The sequence below is a fragment of the Streptomyces sp. P9-A4 genome (assembly GCF_036634195.1).
Taxonomy (GTDB): domain Bacteria; phylum Actinomycetota; class Actinomycetes; order Streptomycetales; family Streptomycetaceae; genus Streptomyces.
This window is the reverse complement of the sequence record NZ_JAZIFY010000001.1, coordinates 1,342,685-1,363,687: the sequence shown is the minus strand read 5'-3', so window position 1 is coordinate 1,363,687 and position 21,003 is coordinate 1,342,685. Positions and strand designations below refer to the sequence as shown.

The following is a 21,003-nucleotide window of genomic DNA, read 5'->3' as shown; positions in this document are numbered from 1 at the left end:
TCACCTCGAAGCTCGGGACGGCGGCAGCAGCGGCTCGGGCCACACCCGGCAGAGCACCCCGTACAGCACGGCGGCGACCGTGAAGGAGGCCGGCAGGCTCAGGTCGACCCCGCCGGTGAGGTCGGTCAACGGCCCGGTGTACAGCGGGTTGTTGACCCACAGGATCCCGACGCCCGAGCCCAGGGCGAAGGCCGTGACCGCACGCGGGTTGACCCCGCCGGTGTACCAGTACCGCCCGCCGCCACCCGTGGTGAAGGTGCGCAGCGCCTCGGCGTCGTACCGGCCCCGGTGCAGCACGTAGCCGACGGAGAGTACCGCCGCCCAGGGGGCGACGACCGTGAGCAGCAGTGTCACGAACGCCGACATCGCGTCCATGGCGTCGTACACCACCGCACCGAGGTACAGCACGGCCGCGGCGAGCAGCGCGACCACCGTGGTCACGGCGGCCCGGGAGGAGCGCCAGAACACGGAGTTGGCGGAGAGCCCGGCCGCGTACAGACAGAGCCCGGCCTGCGGCAGGGTGCCCGCGAAGCCGAACACGACGACCGCCACCGCGAACCAGCCGGGCACCGCGTCCGTCAGGCCCTGGAGCCATGGATCGTCGGGGACCGGGAACAGCGTCGTCACGTACGCGCCGGTGAGCAGCGCGGCGAGACTGCTCAGGAACATGGAGATCCCGCTGGCCCGCACCACCCGGCCGGTGGGCGTCGAGGCCGGCATGAAGCGGGTGTAGTCGCCCTGGAAGGTGGCGTACGAGAGGGGCACGGTCGCGGACGCGGTCGCCGCCAGCAGCCAGGTGTGCAGTGCGCTGTCCAGCGCGAGCGGTCCGCCGGCGTACCCCGGGTCGAAGTCGGGGGCGAGGACGAGCGCGGTGCCGAGCAGGACCGCGCCGCCGGTGACCGCGGTGACCTTGTAGGTACGGACGAGGGTCTCGTGGCCGCGTACGGCGACCAGCGCGACCGCCGCCGCCGTCACGAACATCGCGGCGGTCAGCGCGCCGGGGCCGGTGGGGGTGGAGAACAGCCGGTGCCCGGCGACCATGACGGCCGTGCCGCCGGTCCACACGGCGATGGCGAAGAAGCCGAGCGCGGTCACCACCGTGAGGAGGTTGCCGACGACCCTGCCCCGCACGCCGAAGTGCGCCCCGCTCGCCACCGGATCGTTGGTGCCGGTGCGGACGCCGAACCGGGCGAGCGGCGCGAGCAGCGCCGTGCCGACGGCGACGCCCACCGCGATGGCGCTCGCCGACGCCCACCAGCCGAGACCGAAGACGACGGGCAGCGCGCCGAGGACGACGGTGCCGAAGGAGAACTGGGCGGACGGCCAGATCCAGCCGAAGTCGCCCGGTGTCGAGGTGCGTTCGGCCTCGGGCACCGGAGCGATGCCGTCGTGGTCGACCGCCGCGCGGGGCGACGTCACGGTGGACGCCGCCCCGGTCGGTGTGGTGGTCATGAGGCGCCCCCGGCCGGGGCCGCCCCGGGCGCGTCCTCGCCGGGCAGCACGTCGACCACCCGGAGGGCCGCGCAGCGCGCGCCCGAGGTGCGCTCGCCGCTGGTCAGGTCGAAGGTCGTGTGGTGCAGGGGGCAGGTGATGCGGAGTCTGTCCCCGTCGACCCGGGCGTACTTGAGCCTGCCCCCGCGGTGCGGGCAGACGGCGGCCGCGAGGACCTTGCGGCCGGCGACCTCGACCAGGATCAGTTCCTCGGTCACCTGGCGGACGGCGGGTTCGTCGGACTCCCGCCGCCGCCCGGCGGGCACGGCCGTCATGCGACGGTCTCCCGGGCTCGCGCGATCGCCGTCTCGGTGGCCGTGCCGACGATGTCGGAGGCCAGTCGCACCCCCGCCCAGATCTTGGCCAGGTCGGGTTCGTCGAGGGCGCGGATCGCCGTACGCATATGGCTGCTGTGGTAGGAGTCGATGTACAGGTGCTCGGTGTAGTAGGCGTCGTGGACGATCCCGAGGCGCCGCGCCGCACGGGCGAAGCTCTGGAAGGCGTACAGGACGCTGGTCTCGAAGTAGGCGTACGCGCCCAGGAAGTACTGGGGGGAGGACGCCCGGCTCGCCAGCCAGTGGAACATGTTGACGTAGGCGAAGCACTCCGGGGTGGTCTCGTCGAGGTAGTCGTCGAGGTCCAGGCTCATGCCGAGCTCGGTGAGCAGGTCGCGGTAGAGCTGCGAGTGCGCCTTCTCCTCGTTGCCGCAGCCGAGTTCGTCGATGAGGACCCGGAAGACCGCCATCGCCGAGCGGTACGGCAGCCGGGGGACGACCGGCAGCAGCGACTCGGACTCGGTGAGGCCGTCGAGGGCGAACTGCCGCACCACGACCTTGAACTGTTCGAGCGTCGCGTGCTCGGCGAGGAAGGTGGCGCTCTCGGGGATCGAGGCCTCCTCCTCGGAGAGGAACTCCTTGAGCGCCTGGAGCAGTTCGCCGGCCGAGCCGAAGCGGGGCGCCGAGGTCTCGTACGCCTTCGCCCTGGGCAGGATCCACCGCTCCTCGATCGCGGCCATCGACCCGTAGTCGCCGAGGTTGGGGACGCGCCGGTAGAGGCCGTGCAGCTCGCGCTGGGCGGTCGCGGCCGGGGCCGTGATCGAGTGCGCGACGACCGGCACGGGGGAACCGGCGGCGGTCGAGGCCGGGGACGTGGGGGTGGTGGTGGTGGAGGCGGGGGTGGTGCTCATGCCGCCTTCGCCTCCTCGTGCACGGTCGGGGAGCTGATCACGCCGCGCCGGTGCAGCTCCTTCTTGACCCAGCGGTACCAGTCGTCGAGGAACACGCCGTACCGCTCGCAGACGGTGTTGATCTCCGTCTGGCGGTCCGGGGTGGGGTCGACCAGCATCGCGTTGCACAGACCGGGTTCGAGGTTGGCCAGCGGGCCGATGAAGCCGTCGATGCCGCGGGCGTCGACGAGCAGGTTCTCCCAGCCCTCGAAGACCGGGATGCCGGTGCCGGCCTCGGCCATCTTCCGGGTGAAGGCGGCGTCGCCGCTGGACTCCTTGATGCCGACGATCCCCGGGATCTCCTCGCAGATCCGGATCAGGGTGTCGAACTCGATGCGGTTGCCCGAGAGGGCCTCCTCGTTGTAGAGGAAGATCGGGATGTCGAGGGCCGCGCGGATCGCCTTGTAGTGCTCGACGATCTGGTCCTGCGTCACCTCGGCGCCGAACGGGGTGGTGACGACGATCGCGTCGGCCCCGATCTCGGCGGCCTCACGGGCCCGGTCGATCACGGCCGCGGTGTCGGGGAGCTGGATGCCGGCCAGGACGGGCAGTCCGCCCGCGTGCCGCACGGTGTACGTGACGACGTCCCGCCACTGCGCCGCGTCGAGCTTCCAGCCCTCGCCGGAGGTCAGCGCCGGCATGAGGCCGTTGACCTCGGCGCGGATGTGGTCCAGGAGACGGACCACGCTCTGCTCGTCGACGGTGCCGTGCTCGTCGAGGGGGGTGATCAGCGGGACGACGGTCCCGGAGTAGGTGCCAGGCATGAGTGGGGCGCCCTTCGGAATGTCTTCAGAGGTTGGCGGAGTCGACCGTCAGCACCAGCGAGCGCTGGTAGAGGTCCTCCAGATACGCGGGGAACGAGGGCTCCGCGCCGGTGCCGATCGGTACGACGGGCAGCCCGGTCGCCTTGAGGAGCCGGGGGCTCGCCGTGTGCAGGACGCCGCCGCGGCCGATGACCTGGGCGAGCAGCAGCCGCTCGTGCGCGGGCAGGCCGTCGAGCTCGGGCGTGGTGAACGCCCGGCGGACGTCGTCCTCGTCGTACGGGACCCGGTCGATCGCCAGGTCGGTGTGGAGGACGTCCATGAACGGGTAGTACTCGTCCTGGAGGCCGCGCTCGTACCCCCAGACGAGGTCGTCGCAGCGGCCCACCTGCTCCCAGCTCATGACGACCCGGCCCGCGTCCCCGGCGGCCAGCCGGCCGGCGAAGAAGGCCTTGGCGCCGACACGGACGGCGTCGTCCTCGCTGTGCATGCCCATGAAGAGCGTGGCGTCGATGAACACCGTGGGGGCGTGCTCGCTCGCTTCGGGGGTGTGGCCGGTCACTTCCGGGTTCGCTTCAGGCCGCATAGCGCTCGAGCACCTTCCGCATCCGCTCCATGGCGCCGGCGAACACCTCGGGCTCGCGGGCCAGGGCCAGGCGGAGGAAGCGCTCGCCCTTCTCCTTGGTGTTCCAGTAGAAGAAGGTGCCCGGCAGGACGTACACCTCCTCGTCGAAGAGGACGGCCTGCAGCTGGGTGGCGGTCAGGTGCTCCGGCTTGATGCGGAACCAGGCGACGCTGGTGCCGACGACCGGCTCCTGGAACTCCAGGATGGTGCCGTGCAGCGCGGCGCGGGCGGCGTCGCCGTTGGTCTTGATGATGTCGCGGACGGAGGCGAAGCCGTCGGTGATGGAGTCCTCGATGTACTGCGTGACCATGTTGAGGACGAACGGCGAGACGTTCAGCAGGACGCTGGTGTGGAGGTTGTAGACCTCCTCCTGGATGTTCCGGCTGGCCGTGATCATGGCGCACTTGGCGTCCTGGATCGGCCAGGTCTTGCCGGTGTCCTCCATCACCATGTACGTGACGCCGGACTCCTCGAGGAGCTGGTAGATGTCCACCCGGCCGACGCCCTCGTCGCAGAGCGCGAAGGACGCGAAGCAGAAGTCCATCACCAGGACCTTGTCGTGGTCCACGCAGTAGCGGACGACCTCGCGGAAGCCCTCCAGCTTCTCGGCGAGCAGGGTGAACCCGGTGGGGTTGTTGGGGTCGACGAGGTAGATGGCGTCGGCGTCGACCTGCTCGACGAGCCGCTCGTAGATGGCGTCCTTCTCGTGCAGCGCCGACTCGGCGAGCGGGGAGATCGGCACCTGCATGTTGCGGAGCAGGTCGACCAGGTTGTCGAAGCAGGGCTCGACCAGCTGGACCGACATCCCGCGCTGCTTGAGGAACATGCCGGCGACCATCGTCGACACGCTGGCGGAGTAGGAAAGGAGGGTGCGGTCCATCGCACGGGCGGTGGGCTGCTGGTGCAGACGGAAGAAGGCGTCGATGAACTGGCGCTCGAAGTGTGCCTGCTGCTTCGACTCGGACTCGTGCCAGAGCTCGGGAAGCCGCGAGACGATCCGCTCCTGGGAAGCGGACTGACGCTGGTGGGTGTGCGCGTCGGCCAGGTTGAACCGGGTCTTCAGGGCTTCGATCTCGTGCTGGGTGAGGTCGACGAACGTGCTGACGTCTGCCTTGTCGGTCAACGACATGAAGAACTCCCGCTGTCGATACGAATCTCCGTCCGGAAATCCGGCGGCGTGAATGACTGTAGGAGCTTCGAGTGCCCTTGCGAATAACGGCCGGGTCACGCAATTAATAATCACCGCGATGTTCTGCCGGCGAAAAAAAGGAACGACGGCCAGGCATTCCTCGAATAGGAATGCCTGACCGTCGTTCCCGTTGTCCGGCCGCGTTCCGCGGCTTGTTCAACTATTCAGTGGCGGCCTTCAGCAGGATGTCCTCGTATACCTTCGGGTCGTCCGAGGCGATCACCGGCCAGCCGATGCCGTACGCCCCCTCCCAGCCCACGTCGATGCCGGGGTTGGCGTGCTCGGAGCCGTCGGGCAGGAACAGGTGAGGGCTGCAGTTCACACGGTCGCTCTTGGACAGTGCGGCCTGGTCGGAGAGGGTACGGCGGGCCCGGCCGTCGTCCAGCGCCTCGGTGAGCGCGTCGACGTCGACGGCGCCCGTCTCGGCGGCCACGTCCAGGATCACCTTGCGGTGGCTGATGCAGCGGGACTCGGCCCAGAAGGCCCGGCGCAGCCCGAGGTCGAGCTGCTCCGAGGCGTTCAGGCTCTGCTCCTTCGCGGCGAGCACCGCCTCGAGGGCGGGCAGCGTCGTCGACGGGTAGAGCCAGTCCTTGGCCTGCCACAGCTGCCAGCCGGCGGCCGGCTCCAGGCTGGCCATCCGGGCGACCTCGCTGTCCGTGCCGGGGCGGGGGCTCGGGGCGTCGTTCAGCAGTTCCAGCGGGAAGGCGCGCAGGTCGAAGGAGACCTGCTCCTCCAGGCCGAGGCGGGCCCGGGTGGCGTGCAGCCGGTGGATGGCGATGTGCGCGAAGGAACACCAGATGTCGGAGAAGACGGTGACGACTCCGCGCGGCGGGGTCAGGTCGGCGGTGGTCGGGTCGGACATGGTTCTCCTCGGTTCGTGCGGCCGGCGGGGCGGAGGCCCGGCCGGCGTTCGTGCGCGGGCGGAGCGGGGGCTCAGCCGGCGGGGGATTCGACGGCGTCCAGCGCCGCTTCGAGGTCGAGGTCGGCGCCCGGCAGCCAGGCGGGCAGGGCGGGGATGCGGGCCATGGCCTCGAAGAGCCGCGGCACGGCGTCCTCGTGGACGGTCGGCCCGTGCGCGCTCAGCAGCTTCGCGGGGCGCAGGGCGGCGAGCTCGTGCACCGGCCGGAGGAATTTCGCCTCGTCGACCAGCGCGGTCCAGGGGGCTATCGCGCGGTTCAGTACCTCGAAGCCGTGGAAGAATTCCTCCTCGGACAGCTCGCCGAACTCCTGGGTTATTTCCTCGACCACGGTACCGAAACTGTCGGAGCTGTACAGCGTTCCATCGGAGTGGTCGAACACGGCGAGAGTTCCGGGTGAATCGAAAGTGGGCGGCCGGTGAAAACTCAGCTCACGGTCTCCGACTTTCACACGACTTCCCGGGTTCGCAGTGACCACCCGTTCCTGCGGAATGCTGAACTCCTCCGATATTCGCGTCAGTGATATCGCGTTCGCAAGCACCTTCGCGTTCGGCGCGGCCTGAAGGATCCGGGCGAGGGCGCCGGTGTGGTCGCGGTCGTCGTGGGTGACGACGACCCAGCGCAGATCCGCCGGCTCGATGAGCGACCAGAGGGAGTCCAGGAAGCCTTCGCGGTCGACGGGCATGCCCGTGTCCACGAGCAGCGGTTCACCGGACTTCAGCAGGAAGGCGTTCACCGGCTGGTCGCCGAGGCCCGGGATGGGCAGTACCGAGGGGAGGACGTGGAGGTCCGGCCCGGCGGTGTAGGACGGTTTCATGACACACCTTTCATGACGCACCGAGCGGGCCGTGGCCCCCGGGCGAGGGCCCGGGGGCGGACGCGGCCCCGGTCAGACGAGCTGGATGGTGAGCGAGCCGGCGATCAGCAGGGCGAGGCCGAGGGCGCGCTCCTTGGTGAGCGAGCGCTGCGGGAGCTTGAACAGGCCCTTGTGGTCGATCAGCGCCGAGGTCAGCTGCTGACCGGTGACGGTCAGGGCGATGGTCACCGCCGCGCCGATGGTGGGGATGAGGAGGAAGGTGCCGGTGACGTACGCGGCGGCGCAGGCGCCACCGAGCCAGCCCCACCAGGGCATCTTCTTCAGCGGGGCGATCTTGGGCTTCGGGGTCTTCCGGGTCGCGTAGAGCACGAGCAGGACGACGGCGATGGTGAAGGTCGCCACGGCGAAGCTGATCACGGCGACGGTGATGGGCTCCTTGAGCTGGGCGCGCAGCTGGGCGTTGACCGCGCCCTGTACGGGGAGCACGCCACCGGCGATGACACCGAGGGCGAGCCAGCCGGCCCGGCCGGCGCTCGACATCTTGGGGGCGCCGGGAGGGGCGGCGGCCTTCATGCCCCGGATGATCACGACGATGCCGGCGAGGACGGCCACGGCGCCGACGACGATGCCGATGCTCAGGTCCTTCTGCTCGAGACCGAGGAGACCGAAGAGGTCGAGCGCGAGCGAGGCGAACATCTGGCCGGTGACGAAGAGCCCGACGGCGGCGAGGGCGCCGAGCCGTGGGAAGAGCAGGATGCCGCTGGTGATGTAGAGCGGACTTGCCAGTCCGCCCAGCAGCTGCCAGGGCTCGACATCGGGCAGTTTGCCGAGCGCGCCGAGGGCTCCGGCCGCGATCGCGAGCACGGTCAGCAGACCGGTGGCGACGCCGAGCTGGATGGTCGAGGCGCCGTACGGGGTGCCGACGGCCGAGTTGAGCTGGAGGTTCACCGAGGCCTGGACGGCCAGGAGGCAGCCGACCAGCAGGGCCGCGGCGAGTAGCGCGGTGTGCATCTTGATCTCCCTGGGGCGGGGATGGCGAGCGGGTAAGTGGACACTGAGTCCGTTTAGCATGCCACGAGAGATGGCAAACGGACAAGGTGTCCACTTAGCCCCGAGGGAAGTAAGGTCTGGTCCATGAGCGACGACGAGCAGCGCGGACGTGGAGCCGCCTCCGTGCACCGGGTCGGCGGGCTCCTTGGTGATCTCCAGGCGGCGGACGAACAGCCGGTCGCCCCGCGCCGACGGGCGGACGCGGAGCGCAACCGCGCCCTGATCCTGGCCGCGGCGGAACAGCTCTTCGCGGAGCAGGACCCGCGCTCCGTCACCATGGACCGGATCGCCAAGGCCGCCGGGGTGGGCCGCGCCACGCTCTACCGGAGCTTCCCCGACCCCTCGTCGGTCGCCGTGGCTCTGCTCGACGAGCACGAGCGCCGGCTCCAGGGGCAGCTCATCTACGGCCCGCCGCCGCTGGGTCCCGGCGCGCCCGCCGGAGAGCGCCTGGCCGCGTTCTACCTCGCGATGCTCGATCTGCTCGAACGTCATCTGCCGCTGGCGCTGGGGGCGGAGACCGGCCCCGCGCGCTTCCGGACCGGTGCCTACGGCTTCTGGCGCGTGCACGTCCGCACGCTGCTCGTCGGCCACGGCGTCCAGGACCCGGACCCGCTGATCGACATCGCGCTCAGCCCGCTGTCACCCGAGCTGTTCCAGTTCCAGCGGCACGAACTCGGCCTGTCGACCGAGCGCATCGGCCGCTCGCTCGCGGACTTCGCCCGGCAGCTGCTGCGCTCGGGGGAGTGAGGGGGCCCGGGTGGTGGCCCGGGCCGGCCCGGTGGGCGGGGGTCAGGGCCGTGGTGCCGTGGTGTCGGCGTCAGGCGCCGCCGTGCCGTGATGCCGGGGACGGGGGCGGGGGCCGCGGTTCCGGGTGGTCGGGTGCACCAGGCCCGGCAGGATCAACTCCCAGATGCGGGCGAGCCGTTGTTCGGCCGGCCCGTGCAGGGCGCCGCTCTCGGCGGACGGCCGGGGCCCCCGGGGCTCCTCGGCCGGCCAGGTCTCGTCGGCCGGCGTGCCGGGGGCGCGCATCTCCAGCTCGACCCCGGTGATCACGTACCCGATGAGCGCCGCGACCGCCGTCGCGTCCACACCGGGCCGCAGCGCGTCCTCCGCCGCCGCGAAGCGCGCGAGGCGGGCCACCTCGCGCCGCCAGGGGCAGTCCCGGGACAGCCCGGGGCCAGGTAACTGGAGCTCGCGCGACAGGCGTTCACCGGCCCGCGCCGTCGGGTCCGTCTCGAAGAGCCGGATCAGCGCGTGCGTCGCGATCACCAGCTTGTCGATGGCCGTGCCGCCCACGCCCTCCGTGGACAGGCAGGCCGACTCGACCGTGATGCGGGTGACCGCGCGGGCCCGCACCCGTACCTCCGTCGCCAGATCCGCCTTGGTCGCGAAGTGGAAGACGAGCGCGCCGGTGGTCACCCGCGCCTCGCCCGCGATCCGGGCCAACGACGCCCGTTCGTATCCCATCCCGTCGAAGACCCGTGCGGCCGCCGACAGGATTTCCCGTCTTGTCCGCTCCGCCCGCTGCTGAATCGCCATGAGCTCCCCCGTCGGCTTACGAGAACTGCCGGAGCGATACGTTCCGGCCTGCGCCTGTGACCGACTCGAAACTATCCGGCCGGGACGCCATGAAACGTGTCCCCTCGGCCGCCGGGCCGAAAGTCGTGCTTGACAGGGGTTTGCCCCCCTGGTGGGGGGAGGTTCCCCGCCAGGGAGGGGCCGCGAAGTGTCCGGAACCGGGGGTATGCCCTGTCAGGTGGATTCAGCCGTTCCGGCGCTCCCGGAAGCCCGCGCGCGGGAGCGGGAAACAGCCACCCCGGCCAGGCACAGCGCGCCCCCGGCGAGGGTGAGCGGCCCCGGCAGCTCACCCAGGAACACCCAGGCCATCAGGACGACCAGGGCGGGTACGGCGTAGGTCGTCGCGCCCATCCGTCCCGCCGTCGTACGGGCCAGCGCATAGGCCCAGGTGGTGAACGCGAGCGCGGTCGGGAAGACCCCCAGATAGACCATGTTCAGCGTCGCCGACAGCGGCGCCGAACCCACCTCCTCGACCAGCTGCCCGGCGAACGGCAGACACGCCACCGCCCCCACCAGGCACCCGAAGGTCGTCACCTGGAGCGCGCCGGCGTGCGCGAGCGCGGGCTTCTGCGCCACGACCCCGCCCGCGTACGCCACCGCGGCCAGGAGGCAGAGCAGCACCCCGAGCACGGAGGCGTGGCCGCCGGAGGACGCGCGGGACATCGAGAGGCCCACGGTCACCGCGCCCGCGAAGGACACCGCCATGCCCGCGAGCAGCCGGGGCGGCAGCGCCTCCCCCAGGAACCGCGCGCCGAGCAGCGCGATCAGGATCGGCCCGATGTTCACCACCATCGCCGCCGTCCCGGCGTCGACCTCCTGCTCGCCCCAGTTGAGCACCACCATGTAGACCCCGAACCAGAGCAGGCCCGACACCAGGATCCCCGGCAGGGCGGCCCGTGGCGGCAGCCCCTCCCGCCGGATCAGGAGGACGGTCCCGAGGACCAGGGACCCGGCGAGCAGGCGCCCGAGCGCCAGCGCGCCGGGGGAGTAGGCGGCCCCGGCGCTGCGGATGGAGACGAAGGCGGAGGCCCAGAGGACGACGGTGACCCCGGCGGCGCCGAGGGCGAGCCGGGAGGATTGCTTCTGCATGCCCCGACGGTAGGGCGCGGACGGTTCGGCGCTCACCGCAATATCGCGGGCCCGCGTGGGAGCCGGTGGGGCGCCGGCTCCCTACCCGCCGCGCGCGGGGCCCGCCCTCGGGGCTACCGAAGGTCCGCCGACGCGATGCCCAGGGACGCGTGCAGCGCCCGCTCGCCCTCCTCGGTCACCCGTACCGCCCGCTCGGACCCGATCCGCTCGCACCATCCGCTGTCCAGCGCGTGTGCGCAGAGCGCGGCGCCCGCGAGTCCGGCGAGGTGCGGCCGGCGCTCGGTCCAGTCGAGGCAGCCGCGCGCGACGGGCCGCCGCCCCCGGCGTACGAGCGGGATGCCGAGCCCCTCGAACCAGGCGAGACCCCGGTCCGTGAGGGCGAAACCGGTGTCCTGGCGGAGCAGCCCGCGGCCGGTCATCGCCTCCGTGATCGTGATGCCGAGCCGCCCGGCGAGATGGTCGTAACAGGTCCGGCCCCGCGCCATCGCCCGCCCGGCGTTCGCGGCCCGCAGGGAGCGGGGCGGCGCGGCCACGGGCGGCTCGGACCGGGTGGCGAGGTCCTCCACCAGGTGAGCGATCCCGGGGTCGGCGAGGCGGACGTACCGGTGGCGGCCCTGCCGTTCCTCGGTGAGCACCCCGCCGGTGACGAGCTTGCCGAGGTGCTCGCTGGTGGTGGAGGGCGCCACGCCCGCGTGCCGGGCGAGTTCGCCGGCGGTCCAGGCTCGCCCGTCGAGCAGGGCGAGCAGGAACGCGGCACGGGTCTCGTCCGCGAAGAGCGCCGCGAGCGCGGCGAGGTCACTGGCTGCCATGTGCCGAGCCTCCCGCACTCACGCTTCGGCGACGGCCGAAGTGTGGTGCCGGGCGGCGGCGGCCGGGTCGCCGGACCCCGACGCCGGACCGCCGGGCCCGGCAGTCGATGTGCCGGGCCTCGTGACCGGCGAGCCGGGCGCCGAGGCCTGCCCGCCGGGCCCTGCGGCCGGGTCGCCGGGCCCCGAGGCCGGGCCGCTGAGCCCCGCAGCCGGGCCGCCGGGCCCCGCGCCCGTACCACCCGTTGACTCCGCCGTCCGTCGCGCCAGGCCCTCGTACTGGAGGCGCAGTCCGTCGAGCAGGGCCCGCAGACCCGTGCCGAAGGCGCCCTCGTCGACCTTCTGGCGGTGTTCCGCGAGCAGGTGGGCCTGTCCGAGGTGGGGGTAGGCGGCGGGGTCGTAGGCCGTCTCGTCGTCGACGAAGCCGCGGGCGAAGGAGCCGAGCGCGGAGCCGGTGACGAAGTACCGCATCAGCGCGCCGATGGAGGTGGCCTGCGCCGGGGGCCACCCGGCACGGACCATCGCGCCGAAGACGGCGTCCGCGACCCGCAGCCCCGCCGGGCGGCGGCCGGGCCCCTGGGCGAGGACCGGGACGATCTGCGGGTGGTCGGCGAGCGCGGCGCGGTAGGAGACCGCCCAGTCGTGCAGCGCCGTCAGCCAGTCGCGGCCGTCGGCCTCCTCGAACATCGACAGGTCGACCTTCGCGCTCACCGCGTCGGCGACGGCGTCGAGGATCTCGTCCTTCGTGCGGAAGTGGTTGTAGAGCGAGGGGCCGCTCACCCCGAGCTCGGCCGCCAGGCGACGGGTGGAGAGCGCGGCGAGGCCCTCCGCGTCCACGAGCGCGCCCGCCGTCTCGACGATGCGGTCTCGGCTGAGCAGGGGCTTGCGCGGTCGGGCCATGGCGCACATAGTAGGCCCGCGCACCAGAAACTAGCAGTGGTAATTAACGGGACGGGTGAGGTGGGGCAGGGTGGATCTGGCACTCAGTGAGGAACAGGAAGCCGTGCGGCGGCTCGCCGAGGACTTCGTCGCACGCGAGGTCACCCCGCACGCCGTCGCGTGGGACCGCGCCGAGGAGGTGGACCGGGCGATCGTGAAGAAGCTCGGCGCCGTCGGCTTCCTCGGACTCACGATCCCGGAGGAGTACGGCGGCTCCGGCGGCGACCACCTCGCCTACTGTCTCGTCACCGAGGAGCTCGGACGCGGCGACTCCTCCGTGCGCGGCATCGTCTCCGTCTCCCTCGGTCTGGTCGCCAAGACCGTCGCCGCCTGGGGCGACGAGGCGCAGAAGCGGGAGTGGCTGCCCCGGCTCGCCTCCGGCGAGGCGCTCGGCTGCTTCGGCCTCACCGAACCCGGCACCGGCTCCGACGCCGGGAACCTCGCCACCCGGGCCGTGCGCGACGGCGACGACTACCTCGTCAGCGGCAGCAAGATGTTCATCACCAACGGCACCTGGGCCGATGTCGTCCTGCTCTTCGCCCGCACCAACGACACCCCGGGCCACAAGGGCGTCTCCGCCTTCCTCGTCCCCGCCGACACCCCCGGCCTCACCCGCCGCGCCGTGCACGGCAAGCTCGGGCTGCGCGGCCAGGCCACCGCCGAACTGGTCCTCGAGGACGTCCGCGTCCCCGCGTCCGCGATGCTCGGACCCGAGGGCAAGGGCTTCGCCGTCGCCATGTCCGCCCTCGCCAAGGGCCGTATGTCGGTCGCGGCGGGCTGTGTCGGCATCGCGCAGGCCGCCCTCGACGCGGCCGTGCGGTACGCGGGGGAGCGCGAGCAGTTCGGCAAGCCGATCGCCTCGTACCAGCTGGTGCAGGAACTCATCAGCGACATCGCCGTCGACGTGGACGCGGCGCGGCTGCTGACCTGGCGGGTCGCCGATCTGATCGACCGGGGCCAGGACTTCGCCACCGCCGCCTCCCAGGCCAAGCTGTACGCCTCCGAGGCCGCCGTCCGCGCCGCGAACAACGCCCTCCAGGTCTTCGGCGGTTACGGCTACATCGACGAGTACCCGGTCGGGAAGCTCCTGCGCGACGCACGCGTCATGACCCTGTACGAGGGCACCAGCCAGATCCAGAAGCTCATCATCGGACGGGCCCTGACCGGAGTCTCGGCCTTCTGAGTAGCGCGCGGCACGCGTCTGAGTACGCGGACGGATGTGGCCCCGGCCGCATCCGTCCGATGCTGTCCGGCATGAGCGACACACCGGTCAAGCAGCAGAACACCGCCGCCTACTACCTGCAGGCCGTCATTTCCTTCGGGATCGCGATCGCGGCCGTGGCCGTCGGCGTCTACCAGCTCGACGCCAGCGCCTGGGTCCGCGCCTTCCTCGCCATCTCGGTCCTCTATCTGACGACCTCGGCCTTCACGCTCGCCAAGGTCGTCCGCGACCGGCAGGAGGCCGGCCAGATCGTCAGCCGCGTCGACCAGGCCCGCCTGGAGAAGCTCCTCGCCGAACACGACCCCTTCCAGAAGCTCTGAACCGGCTCCTAGGCCCTGGACCGGCTCCGCACCCGCCCGCTCGCTAAGCGCTTGCTCACCCACGTTGTATGGTGTTCGTCCTGGCAGGGTCCGAGAGGGAGTGTGGGATGAGCGCGGCGGAGGAGACGCCCGGGGGCGAGGACATGTCCTGGGGCGAGGTCACGCCCGAGGCGGCCCGACGGCTGCTCGTGGCCGCGGTCGAGGCGTTCGCCGAGCGCGGCTACCACGCGACCACCACCCGGGACATCGCCGGCCGCGCCGGGATGAGCCCGGCCGCGCTCTACATCCACTACAAGACCAAGGAAGAGCTGCTCCACCGGATCAGCCGCATCGGCCACGACAAGGCCCTGGAGATCCTCCGGGCCGCCGCCGACGGCGAGGGCACCGCCGCCGAGCGCCTCGCCGACGCCGTGCGCTCCTTCGTCCGCTGGCACGCCGAGCGGCACACCACCGCGCGGGTCGTCCAGTACGAACTCGACGCCCTCGGCCCCGAGCACCGCGCCGAGATCGTGGAGCTGCGCCGCGAGTCCGACGCGACGGTGCGCCGTGTCATCGACGAGGGCGTGGCGACGGGCGAGTTCGACGTGCCGGACGTGCCCGGCACCACGGTCGCCGTGCTCTCGCTCTGCATCGACGTCTCGCGCTGGTTCAACACCCAGGGCCGCCACACGGCGGACGAGGTCGGCGCGCTCTACGCCGACCTCGTCCTCAGGATGGTCGGCGCTCAGAAGTAGTAGCGCGAGACCGACTCGGCGACGCAGACCGGCTTCTCCGAGCCCTCGCGCTCCACGGTCACCGCCGCCGTCACCTGCACGCCGCCACCCGCCTCCTCGACCTTCGTCAGGACGGCCGTGGCACGCAGCCGCGAGCCGACCGGGACCGGGGCGGGGAAACGCACCTTCTCCGTGCCGTAGTTGATGCCCATCTTCATGCCCTGGACCGACAGGACCTGCGGGACGAAGGTCGGCAGCAGGGAGAGCGTCAGATAGCCGTGCGCGATGGTCGTGCCGAACGGCCCGGCGGCGGCGCGCTCGGGGTCGACGTGGATCCACTGGTGATCGCCGGTGGCATCGGCGAAGAGGTCGATGCGCTTCTGGTCGATCTCCAGCCAGTCGCTGTGCCCCAGCTGCTCGCCGACCCCCGCGCGCAGCTCCTCGGCGGAGTTGAAGATCCTCGGCTCGGCCATGTCCCTGCTTCCTCTCGTCACGCTCTCCCCGGCGCCCCGGTGCAGGCCTCCGGTCGCGCTGTCTAAGCGCTTGCTCAGCATGTGGGGGCGAAGGGCGCGCTGTCAACGGACCAGTAGGGTTCCCCGGGTGCCGCAGATTCCAGAGAAGATCCACGAGCTCACCGTCGGCCAGCTCTCCGCCCGTAGCGGGGCCGCCGTCTCCGCCCTCCACTTCTACGAGGCGAAGGGGCTCATCAGCAGCCGCCGTACCACCGGCAACCAGCGCCGCTACGGCCGCGACACCCTGCGCCGGGTCGCCTTCGTCCGCGCCGCGCAGCGGGTCGGCATCCCCCTCGCCACGATCCGCGAGGCACTCGCCCAGCTTCCTGAGGAGCGGACCCCCACCAACGAGGACTGGGCCAGGCTCTCGGCCGCCTGGCGCACCGAGCTCGACGAGCGCATCAAGCAACTGGGGCGGCTCCGCGACCATCTGACGGACTGCATCGGCTGCGGCTGTCTGTCCCTGGAGACCTGCGTCCTGTCCAACCCCGACGACGCCTTCGGCGAACGCATGGCGGGCTCCCGCCTGCTGCCGGTCCGCCGCCCGGCTCCGGAGGACACGCCCTGACGCCGGCTCACGCCGCCGACGCCAGCGAGCTGCCCCGCTCTGCCCGGGCGCGCGCCAGCGCACCCGAGGTGAGCACCGCCCGGGGCACGCCCACACCGCAGTCACCGCACACCGGGCCGAGCCACGGTTCGTACGGGTCGCCGGGGCCTGCCCACTCGATGCGCGGCCCCGCGCACACCGGGCACCCCTCGCCCGGTCCGCTCTCCAGTGCCGATATCAGCCGCCGCAGCACCTCGGGCAGGGGATCCGACGGGTGCACCGCCGGATCGCCGCACCTGACCACGCCGTTGCCGCCCCAGACGCGCCGGTGCCAGTCGTCGAGCGCGCCGAGCCCGCGCAGCCCTTCCTGCTTCTCGCGCCGCCGACGGGCGGCGAACTCCTCCTCGTACGCGAGCCACACGGCCCGCGCCTCCTCCAGCTCGTCGAGCGCGGCCACCAGCCGCCCAGGGTCGAGCTCCCGGTCCTCGGGCCCGAAGCTGTGCCTGCGGCACAGGTGGTCCCATGTGGCCCGGTGCCCGTACGGCGCGAACCGCTCCAAACACTTGCGCAGCGAGTACCTGCGCAGCGCCGTGTCGTACCCCGGATCGCGCACCTGTCTCGCGAGACTCCGGAAACCGGCCATCTCTCGCCACCTCCGCCGCTGGTCCTTCCGCGATATCAGAGGGACGAACGAGAGGCCCCGCGTGTTCCATCGAAATTCGGATGGCAACCATCAGTGGGACGGGAGGGACGGCTGAGAAGGGCCGGAACGAAAGCCTCCGGCAAGCCCGCCTACCTCCCCGTCCCCGCCGCCGACACCACCACCCTGGCCAGTTCCTCGTGGCAGATGTCGCTGTGCGAGCGGACCACCTCCGCCGCGTCCACGCTCACGCAGCCCGAGCCCGGCACCCCCTCGCGCAGCACCGCCGCCAGAGTGCGGGCCGCCGTTCCCGGTACGGCCTGGACCCCGTCGTGCCCGATCGCCCCCCAGCGAGGGTCGTCCGCCCCCAGCAGACCGGCCGCCGCCCCCAGGGACCCCGCCCCGTCGAAGGACTCGGACTCGCCCGCGAGCCGGGAGGCCAGCGGGTACATCACCCCGAGCGCCGTGTCGTACCGCGAGTAGCAGGCCACCACGGGCCCCCGTACCCGCAGCTGCGCGTCCCGCAGCGAACCGGACCGCCCGGGGTCGTGCGGAAGCCGGGCCGCGAAGGCGTAGTGCGAGAACGCGCCCTGGAGGAGGGTGACGGAGGCGACCGGCCTGGCCCCCGACGGCAGCCCCCGCAGCGCGTACGCGACGAGCCGGGCGCCCATGCTGTGGCCGACGAGGTGCACACGGAGACCGGGCGCGGTGCGGGCGACCTCGCCGAGCAGCGGCCCGAGACCGGTCTCACCGACCAGCCCCGCCCGCTTCTTCATGACGTAGTACGTGGTCTGCCGCAGCGCCTCGCGGGCGCCCTTCCAGTACCGCTTCAGCCCCTCCCCGAACCCTTCCGGAGGCACGGACCCGACGTCCTCCGCCGGCCCGGGCGGCGGCGGCCCCGCTTCCAGCGCCGCCGTGAACAGGGCGCACACCTCCACCGGGTCCCCGACCAGGAACTCCGGCACCGGCTCCCAGGGCCCGGCCGTCGGGCCCTCCCGGCCGCCCTCGGGGCCCACCTCGGCCAGCTCCCGCAGCAGCGCCCCGAACTCGGCGAACGCGGTCTCCTCGGGCGGCGCCGTCACGAGGAGTTCCGTGATCCGGTCGAGGACGGGTTCCTTCTCGGGGAGGACCGTCACGAGGGCCCGGTAGTCGGGCACCGGCTCGCCGGAGAACATCATCGAAGGCCAGATCACGCCCGCGTAGGCGGCCTCCACCCCGGGGGCGAGCAGCCCGGGGAACGGCGCGAAGAAGTCGGAGCAGAGACGGGTGGCGCCGGACGGGGAGTTGTTCCACCCGTGCGCGAAGACCACCAGGTCGGTGACCCCCTGCCGGGCCGGCGCGGCGAGGCGCCCGGCCTGCCCCGCGGGCCCGTCGCCGTCCTTGTCGAAGGTGATCTCGCTGTACGGCTCCACACTCATCCCGGTCACGGCCGGACCGTCCCTCCGCGTCGAGGTGGCCGTCGCGCCCGGGGCGCACGGTGCGCGGGCGGCGGCTCCAGGACCAGGATGCCCGCGACGGGCCCCGGCCAGACCTAGGAGGTGCCGTGGCCGGGACCCGTGCTGACGCTGCCAGGGCGGTCAGCGCGGCCGCGCCGCCGTGACCCGGGGGAAATGGACCAGCAGGTCGTACGAGCTGGCGAGGCGCACCTGCGCCAGATCGCCCGCCCAGGGGTACGCGGTCCCGATGTTCCGGGTCGGCCGGGGCACGGAGAGCCAGTCGTGTGCCGCGGGCGTCGTCCGCCGGAGGTCCAGGTAGAAGGCGCCGGGCGACACCCGGTCCAGGGTGTGGGTGTTGCTGTCGGGGCCGAGCGGGCCCACGGTGAAGGACCGCAGCGGTTCGCCCGGGGCCTCCGTGTCGTGGGCGTTGAAGGACCCCTGTCCGAAGCTCGCGCCGACGCTCACGTAGTCCCGGCCGAGGGCGTCCCGCAGGAAGGCGCCCTGGAGCCGCGGGTACTGGTCCGGGCGGGTGGTCTCGTAGCCGACGTGGCCGTTGTGCGCGGAGAGCACGATCCGGTCGCCGGTCCGTCGCTGCCACCACACGGTGTTCTCGGCCATGATCCGGTCGCGGTAGAGCATCGCCTCGGCGATCCCCGCGTCCGTCGCCATGTCGTGGGCGTACTCGGTGCCGACCTGGGCGATGGCCCGCGCGTGCTGCACCGCCCACGCGGCGGCCTCCCGCGCCCGGGGGTCCCGGGCGGGGCGCTGCTCCTCCAGGAGGGCGAGGGCCCCGTTCACCTCGGCGGCCATCCGCCGGCGTTCGGGGAGCGGCTTGGCCAGGTACCCCTTCATCCAGGTATCGACCTCGCCGGTCGGGCGCGAGGCCCGGTACAGCTCCCGGAAGCGGGGGAGGAGCGCCGGGTGGGTGCGGGCCACGTAGGAGGTGACGGTGTCGAAGAGGTTCGCGCCCGCGTAGCCCAGGTCGTTGCCCATGAAGCGGACCTGGTGCCCGGGGTGGAGCTGGTTGTGCCGCCGCATCCAGCGGAACAGATCGAAGTACTCCTCGGTGTTCCAGAGCCGGTACGACTCCTGGAACTCGTCCCGCATGATCTCCCTGATGTCGCCGGCGCCGGTGCGCACCCACGCGTCGACGAGCAGTCCGGTGGACCAGTTCGCCTCCAGGGCGAAGGTGGTGAAGCCCTGGCGTTCCACCAGGTGTTCGAAGATCCGGTGCTTGGCCTCGAAGAACTCGGCCGAGCTGTGGGTGGCCTCGCCGATGCCGACGACCTTGGCCGAGCCGATCATCCGGTCGAGCGGCCGCAGGTCGGTCAAGGGCTGTGCGGTGCGGGCGAGTTCGCGTGCGGGATCGGGGGCCGCCGGGGCGCCGGCCGCCCCGGCGGCGGGTGCGAGGGTGCCGAGGCAGGCGGCGACCAGCAGCCCGACCAGGGGCAGACGACGGCGTGAGGAGGTACGGGAGAACGTCATGGGGCCAGCGTGGTCGGCGGGATGTCCCCGGGAACATCCCGCGCACCCCCCGGTCGACAGGGGGGACAACCCCCTGTCTCCAGTGGCCCGGTCACGCCCCGTCACCCGAGGCCCGGACCCGCCGTCACCGGCCGACCGGACCCGCCGTCACCGGTGGCCCGGACCCGCCGTCACCGGCCGACCGGACCCGCCGTCACCGGTGGCGCGGACCCGCCGTCACCGGCCGACCGGACCCGCCGTCACCGATGGCGCGGACCCGCCGTCACCGGTGGCCCGGACCTGCCGCGTCACCGGTGGCCCGGACCCCCTCGCCAGCCGACCGGACCCGCCCTCACCGGTACAGCAGGTACCCCCTCCGTACCGCCCGGAAGGCCGACAGGTCCGTCTCCCACGCCCCCACGACCTCGTCGACACCCGCCCCCGCGTCGATCAGCGTCCGCACCCGGGTCGAGCCGGTCAGCTTGTCGATCCAGTGGTCCGCGCGCCAGGCGAAGCCGGACCACGAGTTCCTGGCGGTGACGAGGAGGCCGATGCCGGTCCGTACCGGGTCGAAGGACTCGCGGTCGTCGACGTGCAGCTGCACCCCGCCCACGGTCCTCCCCTGGAACTTGGAGAAGGTCGGCGCGAAGTACGCCTCCCGGAAGCGGACCCCGGGGAGCCCGAGGGCGTTCGCCGCCTCCGCCCACCGCCGGTCGATCCCCTCGGCGCCGAGGAGTTCGAACGGGCGGGTGGTGCCCCGGCCCTCGGAGAGGTTCGTCCCCTCGAAGAGGCAGGTGCCCGAGTAGACGAGCGCGGTGTCGGCCGTCGGCATGTTCGGGCTGGGCGGCACCCAGGGCAGCCCGGTGGCGTCGAAGAACTCCGTACGCCGCCAGCCCGTCATCCGTACGGTCTCCAGGGCGACCGGCGCGGCCAGGAACTCCCCGTTGAAGAGCAGGGCCAGCTCGGCCACCGTCATGGCGTGCGCCTGAGCGATCGGCTCGCGCCCGACGAACGTGGCGAAGGCCCGGTCCAGGACGGGGCCGAGTGCCGCCCGCCCGGTCACCGGGTTCGGCCGGTCCAGGACCACGAACCGCTTCCCGGCCAGGGCGGCGGCCACCATGCAGTCGTACAGCGTCCAGATGTAGGTGTAGAAGCGGGCGCCGACGTCCTGGATGTCGAAGACGACCGTGTCCACGCCGGAGGCGGTGAAGACGTCCGCGAGCTGCTGCCCGCTCTTCAGATACGTGTCGTAGACGGGCAGCCCGGTCGCCGGGTCGTCGTACCGGCCCTCCGAGCCGCCCGCCTGGGCGGTACCCCGGAAGCCGTGCTCGGGGCCGAAGACGGCGGTCAGGTCCACCCGCTCGTCGCCGTGCATCTCGTCCACCACGTGCCGTGCGTCCGGGGTGATCCCGGTCGGGTTGGTGACGATGCCGACCCGCTCGCCGGCCAGGAGCGCGTACCCGTCGGCGGCGAGCCGCTCGAAACCGGTCCGCACCCGGCCGGGCCCCGGCGGCCGTCCCGCCGCCGATGCGGTGGGCACGGCGGCCGTCACCGCCCCGACGGCACCTCCGGCGGCCAGCAGACTCCGACGCGACAGGCTCATGCGGGACCTCCCAGGAGTGACATGGGCACGCACGCTAGCGCTCCTGACCGCCCCGGGGA

General features: G+C 72.5%; 22 protein-coding genes and 1 pseudogene. 5 read left to right on the top strand and 18 right to left on the bottom strand.

Annotated elements, in window-relative coordinates:
• The 9 genes from V4Y03_RS06090 to V4Y03_RS06050 form a co-directional block, all read right to left on the bottom strand.
• The gene (locus V4Y03_RS06090; RefSeq protein ID WP_332434252.1) at positions 1 to 1,452 is read right to left on the bottom strand and encodes a purine-cytosine permease family protein; all 1,452 of its coding nucleotides are present in this window, start codon (positions 1,450 to 1,452) and stop codon (positions 1 to 3) included.
• Positions 1,449 to 1,766 (bottom strand): Rieske (2Fe-2S) protein, encoded by a 318-nt coding sequence (locus tag V4Y03_RS06085; RefSeq protein WP_317875321.1) that lies wholly within the window; start codon positions 1,764 to 1,766, stop codon positions 1,449 to 1,451. Before V4Y03_RS06085 ends, V4Y03_RS06090 begins: the two co-directional genes overlap by 4 nt.
• Entirely contained in the window at positions 1,763 to 2,677 is a 915-nt protein-coding gene (locus tag V4Y03_RS06080; protein WP_332434251.1) for an iron-containing redox enzyme family protein, read from the bottom strand. The genes V4Y03_RS06085 and V4Y03_RS06080 overlap by 4 nt, the downstream gene beginning before the upstream one ends.
• A complete protein-coding gene (locus V4Y03_RS06075; RefSeq protein WP_317875319.1) occupies positions 2,674 to 3,480 on the bottom strand; it encodes a dihydrodipicolinate synthase family protein in 807 nt (268 codons plus the stop codon). The genes V4Y03_RS06080 and V4Y03_RS06075 overlap by 4 nt, the downstream gene beginning before the upstream one ends.
• A 25-nt stretch (positions 3,481 to 3,505) precedes the next feature.
• A complete protein-coding gene (locus V4Y03_RS06070; protein ID WP_317875318.1) occupies positions 3,506 to 4,063 on the bottom strand; it encodes a DUF6190 family protein in 558 nt (185 codons plus the stop codon).
• Positions 4,053 to 5,231 (bottom strand): aminotransferase class I/II-fold pyridoxal phosphate-dependent enzyme, encoded by a 1,179-nt coding sequence (locus V4Y03_RS06065; protein WP_317875317.1) that lies wholly within the window; start codon positions 5,229 to 5,231, stop codon positions 4,053 to 4,055. Before V4Y03_RS06065 ends, V4Y03_RS06070 begins: the two co-directional genes overlap by 11 nt.
• Before the next feature lie 220 nt (positions 5,232 to 5,451).
• Positions 5,452 to 6,153, bottom strand: a complete 702-nt coding sequence (locus tag V4Y03_RS06060; RefSeq protein WP_332434250.1) for a DsbA family oxidoreductase — start codon at positions 6,151 to 6,153, stop codon at positions 5,452 to 5,454.
• 71 nt (positions 6,154 to 6,224) lie between these two features.
• A complete protein-coding gene (locus V4Y03_RS06055; protein WP_332434249.1) occupies positions 6,225 to 7,025 on the bottom strand; it encodes an MBL fold metallo-hydrolase in 801 nt (266 codons plus the stop codon).
• 72 nt (positions 7,026 to 7,097) lie between these two features.
• Positions 7,098 to 8,036 (bottom strand): DMT family transporter, encoded by a 939-nt coding sequence (locus V4Y03_RS06050; RefSeq protein WP_317875314.1) that lies wholly within the window; start codon positions 8,034 to 8,036, stop codon positions 7,098 to 7,100.
• Positions 8,037 to 8,159: 123 nt separating this feature from the next.
• On the opposite strand from V4Y03_RS06050, the gene V4Y03_RS06045 reads away from it, so the two are divergent.
• Positions 8,160 to 8,822: a TetR/AcrR family transcriptional regulator gene (locus V4Y03_RS06045; protein WP_317875313.1), complete on the top strand. Its 663-nt coding sequence runs from the start codon at positions 8,160 to 8,162 to the stop codon at positions 8,820 to 8,822.
• A gap of 42 nt (positions 8,823 to 8,864) precedes the next feature.
• Here the strand turns inward: V4Y03_RS06045 and V4Y03_RS06040 are convergent, their stop codons facing one another.
• The 4 genes and pseudogenes from V4Y03_RS06040 to V4Y03_RS06025 all read right to left on the bottom strand — a co-directional run.
• Complete coding sequence (locus tag V4Y03_RS06040; RefSeq protein ID WP_332434248.1) at positions 8,865 to 9,614, bottom strand: TetR family transcriptional regulator; 750 nt, start codon at positions 9,612 to 9,614, stop codon at positions 8,865 to 8,867.
• Positions 9,615 to 9,827: 213 nt separating this feature from the next.
• A complete protein-coding gene (locus V4Y03_RS06035; protein ID WP_332434247.1) occupies positions 9,828 to 10,742 on the bottom strand; it encodes a DMT family transporter in 915 nt (304 codons plus the stop codon).
• A 113-nt stretch (positions 10,743 to 10,855) separates the two neighbouring features.
• Positions 10,856 to 11,551, bottom strand: coding sequence for an ArsR/SmtB family transcription factor (locus V4Y03_RS06030; RefSeq protein WP_332434246.1), 696 nt, complete (start codon positions 11,549 to 11,551; stop codon positions 10,856 to 10,858).
• A gap of 260 nt (positions 11,552 to 11,811) precedes the next feature.
• Positions 11,812 to 12,448, bottom strand: a pseudogene (locus tag V4Y03_RS06025) (TetR/AcrR family transcriptional regulator); the annotation flags it as partial.
• A gap of 70 nt (positions 12,449 to 12,518) precedes the next feature.
• On the opposite strand from V4Y03_RS06025, the gene V4Y03_RS06020 reads away from it, so the two are divergent.
• The 3 genes from V4Y03_RS06020 to V4Y03_RS06010 all read left to right on the top strand — a co-directional run bounded on the left by V4Y03_RS06020 (position 12,519) and on the right by V4Y03_RS06010 (position 14,763).
• Positions 12,519 to 13,670 carry an acyl-CoA dehydrogenase family protein gene (locus tag V4Y03_RS06020; protein WP_317877619.1) on the top strand — a complete coding sequence of 384 codons (1,152 nt, stop codon included), beginning with the start codon at positions 12,519 to 12,521 and terminating at the stop codon, positions 13,668 to 13,670.
• 71 nt (positions 13,671 to 13,741) lie between these two features.
• Positions 13,742 to 14,029 carry a YiaA/YiaB family inner membrane protein gene (locus V4Y03_RS06015; RefSeq protein WP_317877618.1) on the top strand — a complete coding sequence of 96 codons (288 nt, stop codon included), beginning with the start codon at positions 13,742 to 13,744 and terminating at the stop codon, positions 14,027 to 14,029.
• A 107-nt stretch (positions 14,030 to 14,136) separates the two neighbouring features.
• A complete protein-coding gene (locus V4Y03_RS06010; RefSeq protein WP_317877617.1) occupies positions 14,137 to 14,763 on the top strand; it encodes a TetR/AcrR family transcriptional regulator in 627 nt (208 codons plus the stop codon).
• Here V4Y03_RS06010 and V4Y03_RS06005 read toward each other — a convergent pair.
• Positions 14,754 to 15,215, bottom strand: a complete 462-nt coding sequence (locus V4Y03_RS06005) for a MaoC family dehydratase (RefSeq protein WP_317877616.1) — start codon at positions 15,213 to 15,215, stop codon at positions 14,754 to 14,756. The two genes, V4Y03_RS06010 and V4Y03_RS06005, sit on opposite strands and share 10 nt — an antisense overlap.
• A gap of 127 nt (positions 15,216 to 15,342) precedes the next feature.
• Here V4Y03_RS06005 and soxR point away from each other — a divergent pair, with 127 nt between their 5' ends.
• On the top strand, positions 15,343 to 15,822 hold the full coding sequence (soxR, locus tag V4Y03_RS06000) for a redox-sensitive transcriptional activator SoxR (RefSeq protein WP_317877615.1): 480 nt from the start codon (positions 15,343 to 15,345) through the stop codon (positions 15,820 to 15,822).
• 7 nt (positions 15,823 to 15,829) lie between these two features.
• On the opposite strand, the gene V4Y03_RS05995 is transcribed toward soxR, so the two are convergent.
• From V4Y03_RS05995 to V4Y03_RS05980, 4 genes are all read right to left on the bottom strand, one after another.
• Positions 15,830 to 16,444 carry a hypothetical protein gene (locus V4Y03_RS05995; protein ID WP_317877614.1) on the bottom strand — a complete coding sequence of 205 codons (615 nt, stop codon included), beginning with the start codon at positions 16,442 to 16,444 and terminating at the stop codon, positions 15,830 to 15,832.
• Positions 16,445 to 16,593: 149 nt separating this feature from the next.
• On the bottom strand, positions 16,594 to 17,859 hold the full coding sequence (locus V4Y03_RS05990; protein WP_332437113.1) for a serine-threonine protein kinase: 1,266 nt from the start codon (positions 17,857 to 17,859) through the stop codon (positions 16,594 to 16,596).
• A gap of 159 nt (positions 17,860 to 18,018) precedes the next feature.
• Positions 18,019 to 19,362: an erythromycin esterase family protein gene (locus tag V4Y03_RS05985; RefSeq protein ID WP_332434245.1), complete on the bottom strand. Its 1,344-nt coding sequence runs from the start codon at positions 19,360 to 19,362 to the stop codon at positions 18,019 to 18,021.
• Positions 19,363 to 19,693: 331 nt separating this feature from the next.
• Positions 19,694 to 20,944, bottom strand: a complete 1,251-nt coding sequence (locus tag V4Y03_RS05980) for an exo-beta-N-acetylmuramidase NamZ family protein (RefSeq protein WP_332434244.1) — start codon at positions 20,942 to 20,944, stop codon at positions 19,694 to 19,696.
• Positions 20,945 to 21,003 lie beyond the last annotated feature (59 nt).

Bases quoted from the DNA above. Each gene is read 5' to 3' on its own strand.
- V4Y03_RS06090 (WP_332434252.1), bottom strand. From the start codon at position 1,452: ATGACCACCACACCGACCGGGGCGGCGTCCACCGTGACGTCGCCCCGC.
- V4Y03_RS06075 (WP_317875319.1), bottom strand. From the start codon at position 3,480: ATGCCTGGCACCTACTCCGGGACCGTCGTCCCGCTGATCACCCCCCTC.
- V4Y03_RS05995 (WP_317877614.1), bottom strand. From the start codon at position 16,444: ATGGCCGGTTTCCGGAGTCTCGCGAGACAGGTGCGCGATCCGGGGTAC.
- V4Y03_RS06065 (WP_317875317.1), bottom strand. From the start codon at position 5,231: ATGTCGTTGACCGACAAGGCAGACGTCAGCACGTTCGTCGACCTCACC.
- V4Y03_RS06040 (WP_332434248.1), bottom strand. From the start codon at position 9,614: ATGGCGATTCAGCAGCGGGCGGAGCGGACAAGACGGGAAATCCTGTCG.
- V4Y03_RS06050 (WP_317875314.1), bottom strand. From the start codon at position 8,036: ATGCACACCGCGCTACTCGCCGCGGCCCTGCTGGTCGGCTGCCTCCTG.
- V4Y03_RS06085 (WP_317875321.1), bottom strand. From the start codon at position 1,766: ATGACGGCCGTGCCCGCCGGGCGGCGGCGGGAGTCCGACGAACCCGCC.
- V4Y03_RS05980 (WP_332434244.1), bottom strand. From the start codon at position 20,944: ATGAGCCTGTCGCGTCGGAGTCTGCTGGCCGCCGGAGGTGCCGTCGGG.
- V4Y03_RS06030 (WP_332434246.1), bottom strand. From the start codon at position 11,551: ATGGCAGCCAGTGACCTCGCCGCGCTCGCGGCGCTCTTCGCGGACGAG.
- V4Y03_RS06005 (WP_317877616.1), bottom strand. From the start codon at position 15,215: ATGGCCGAGCCGAGGATCTTCAACTCCGCCGAGGAGCTGCGCGCGGGG.
- V4Y03_RS06010 (WP_317877617.1), top strand. From the start codon at position 14,137: ATGAGCGCGGCGGAGGAGACGCCCGGGGGCGAGGACATGTCCTGGGGC.
- V4Y03_RS06045 (WP_317875313.1), top strand. From the start codon at position 8,160: ATGAGCGACGACGAGCAGCGCGGACGTGGAGCCGCCTCCGTGCACCGG.
- V4Y03_RS06080 (WP_332434251.1), bottom strand. From the start codon at position 2,677: ATGAGCACCACCCCCGCCTCCACCACCACCACCCCCACGTCCCCGGCC.
- V4Y03_RS06060 (WP_332434250.1), bottom strand. From the start codon at position 6,153: ATGTCCGACCCGACCACCGCCGACCTGACCCCGCCGCGCGGAGTCGTC.
- V4Y03_RS06055 (WP_332434249.1), bottom strand. From the start codon at position 7,025: ATGAAACCGTCCTACACCGCCGGGCCGGACCTCCACGTCCTCCCCTCG.
- V4Y03_RS06015 (WP_317877618.1), top strand. From the start codon at position 13,742: ATGAGCGACACACCGGTCAAGCAGCAGAACACCGCCGCCTACTACCTG.
- V4Y03_RS05990 (WP_332437113.1), bottom strand. From the start codon at position 17,859: ATGAGTGTGGAGCCGTACAGCGAGATCACCTTCGACAAGGACGGCGAC.
- V4Y03_RS06070 (WP_317875318.1), bottom strand. From the start codon at position 4,063: ATGCGGCCTGAAGCGAACCCGGAAGTGACCGGCCACACCCCCGAAGCG.
- V4Y03_RS06035 (WP_332434247.1), bottom strand. From the start codon at position 10,742: ATGCAGAAGCAATCCTCCCGGCTCGCCCTCGGCGCCGCCGGGGTCACC.
- V4Y03_RS05985 (WP_332434245.1), bottom strand. From the start codon at position 19,362: ATGACGTTCTCCCGTACCTCCTCACGCCGTCGTCTGCCCCTGGTCGGG.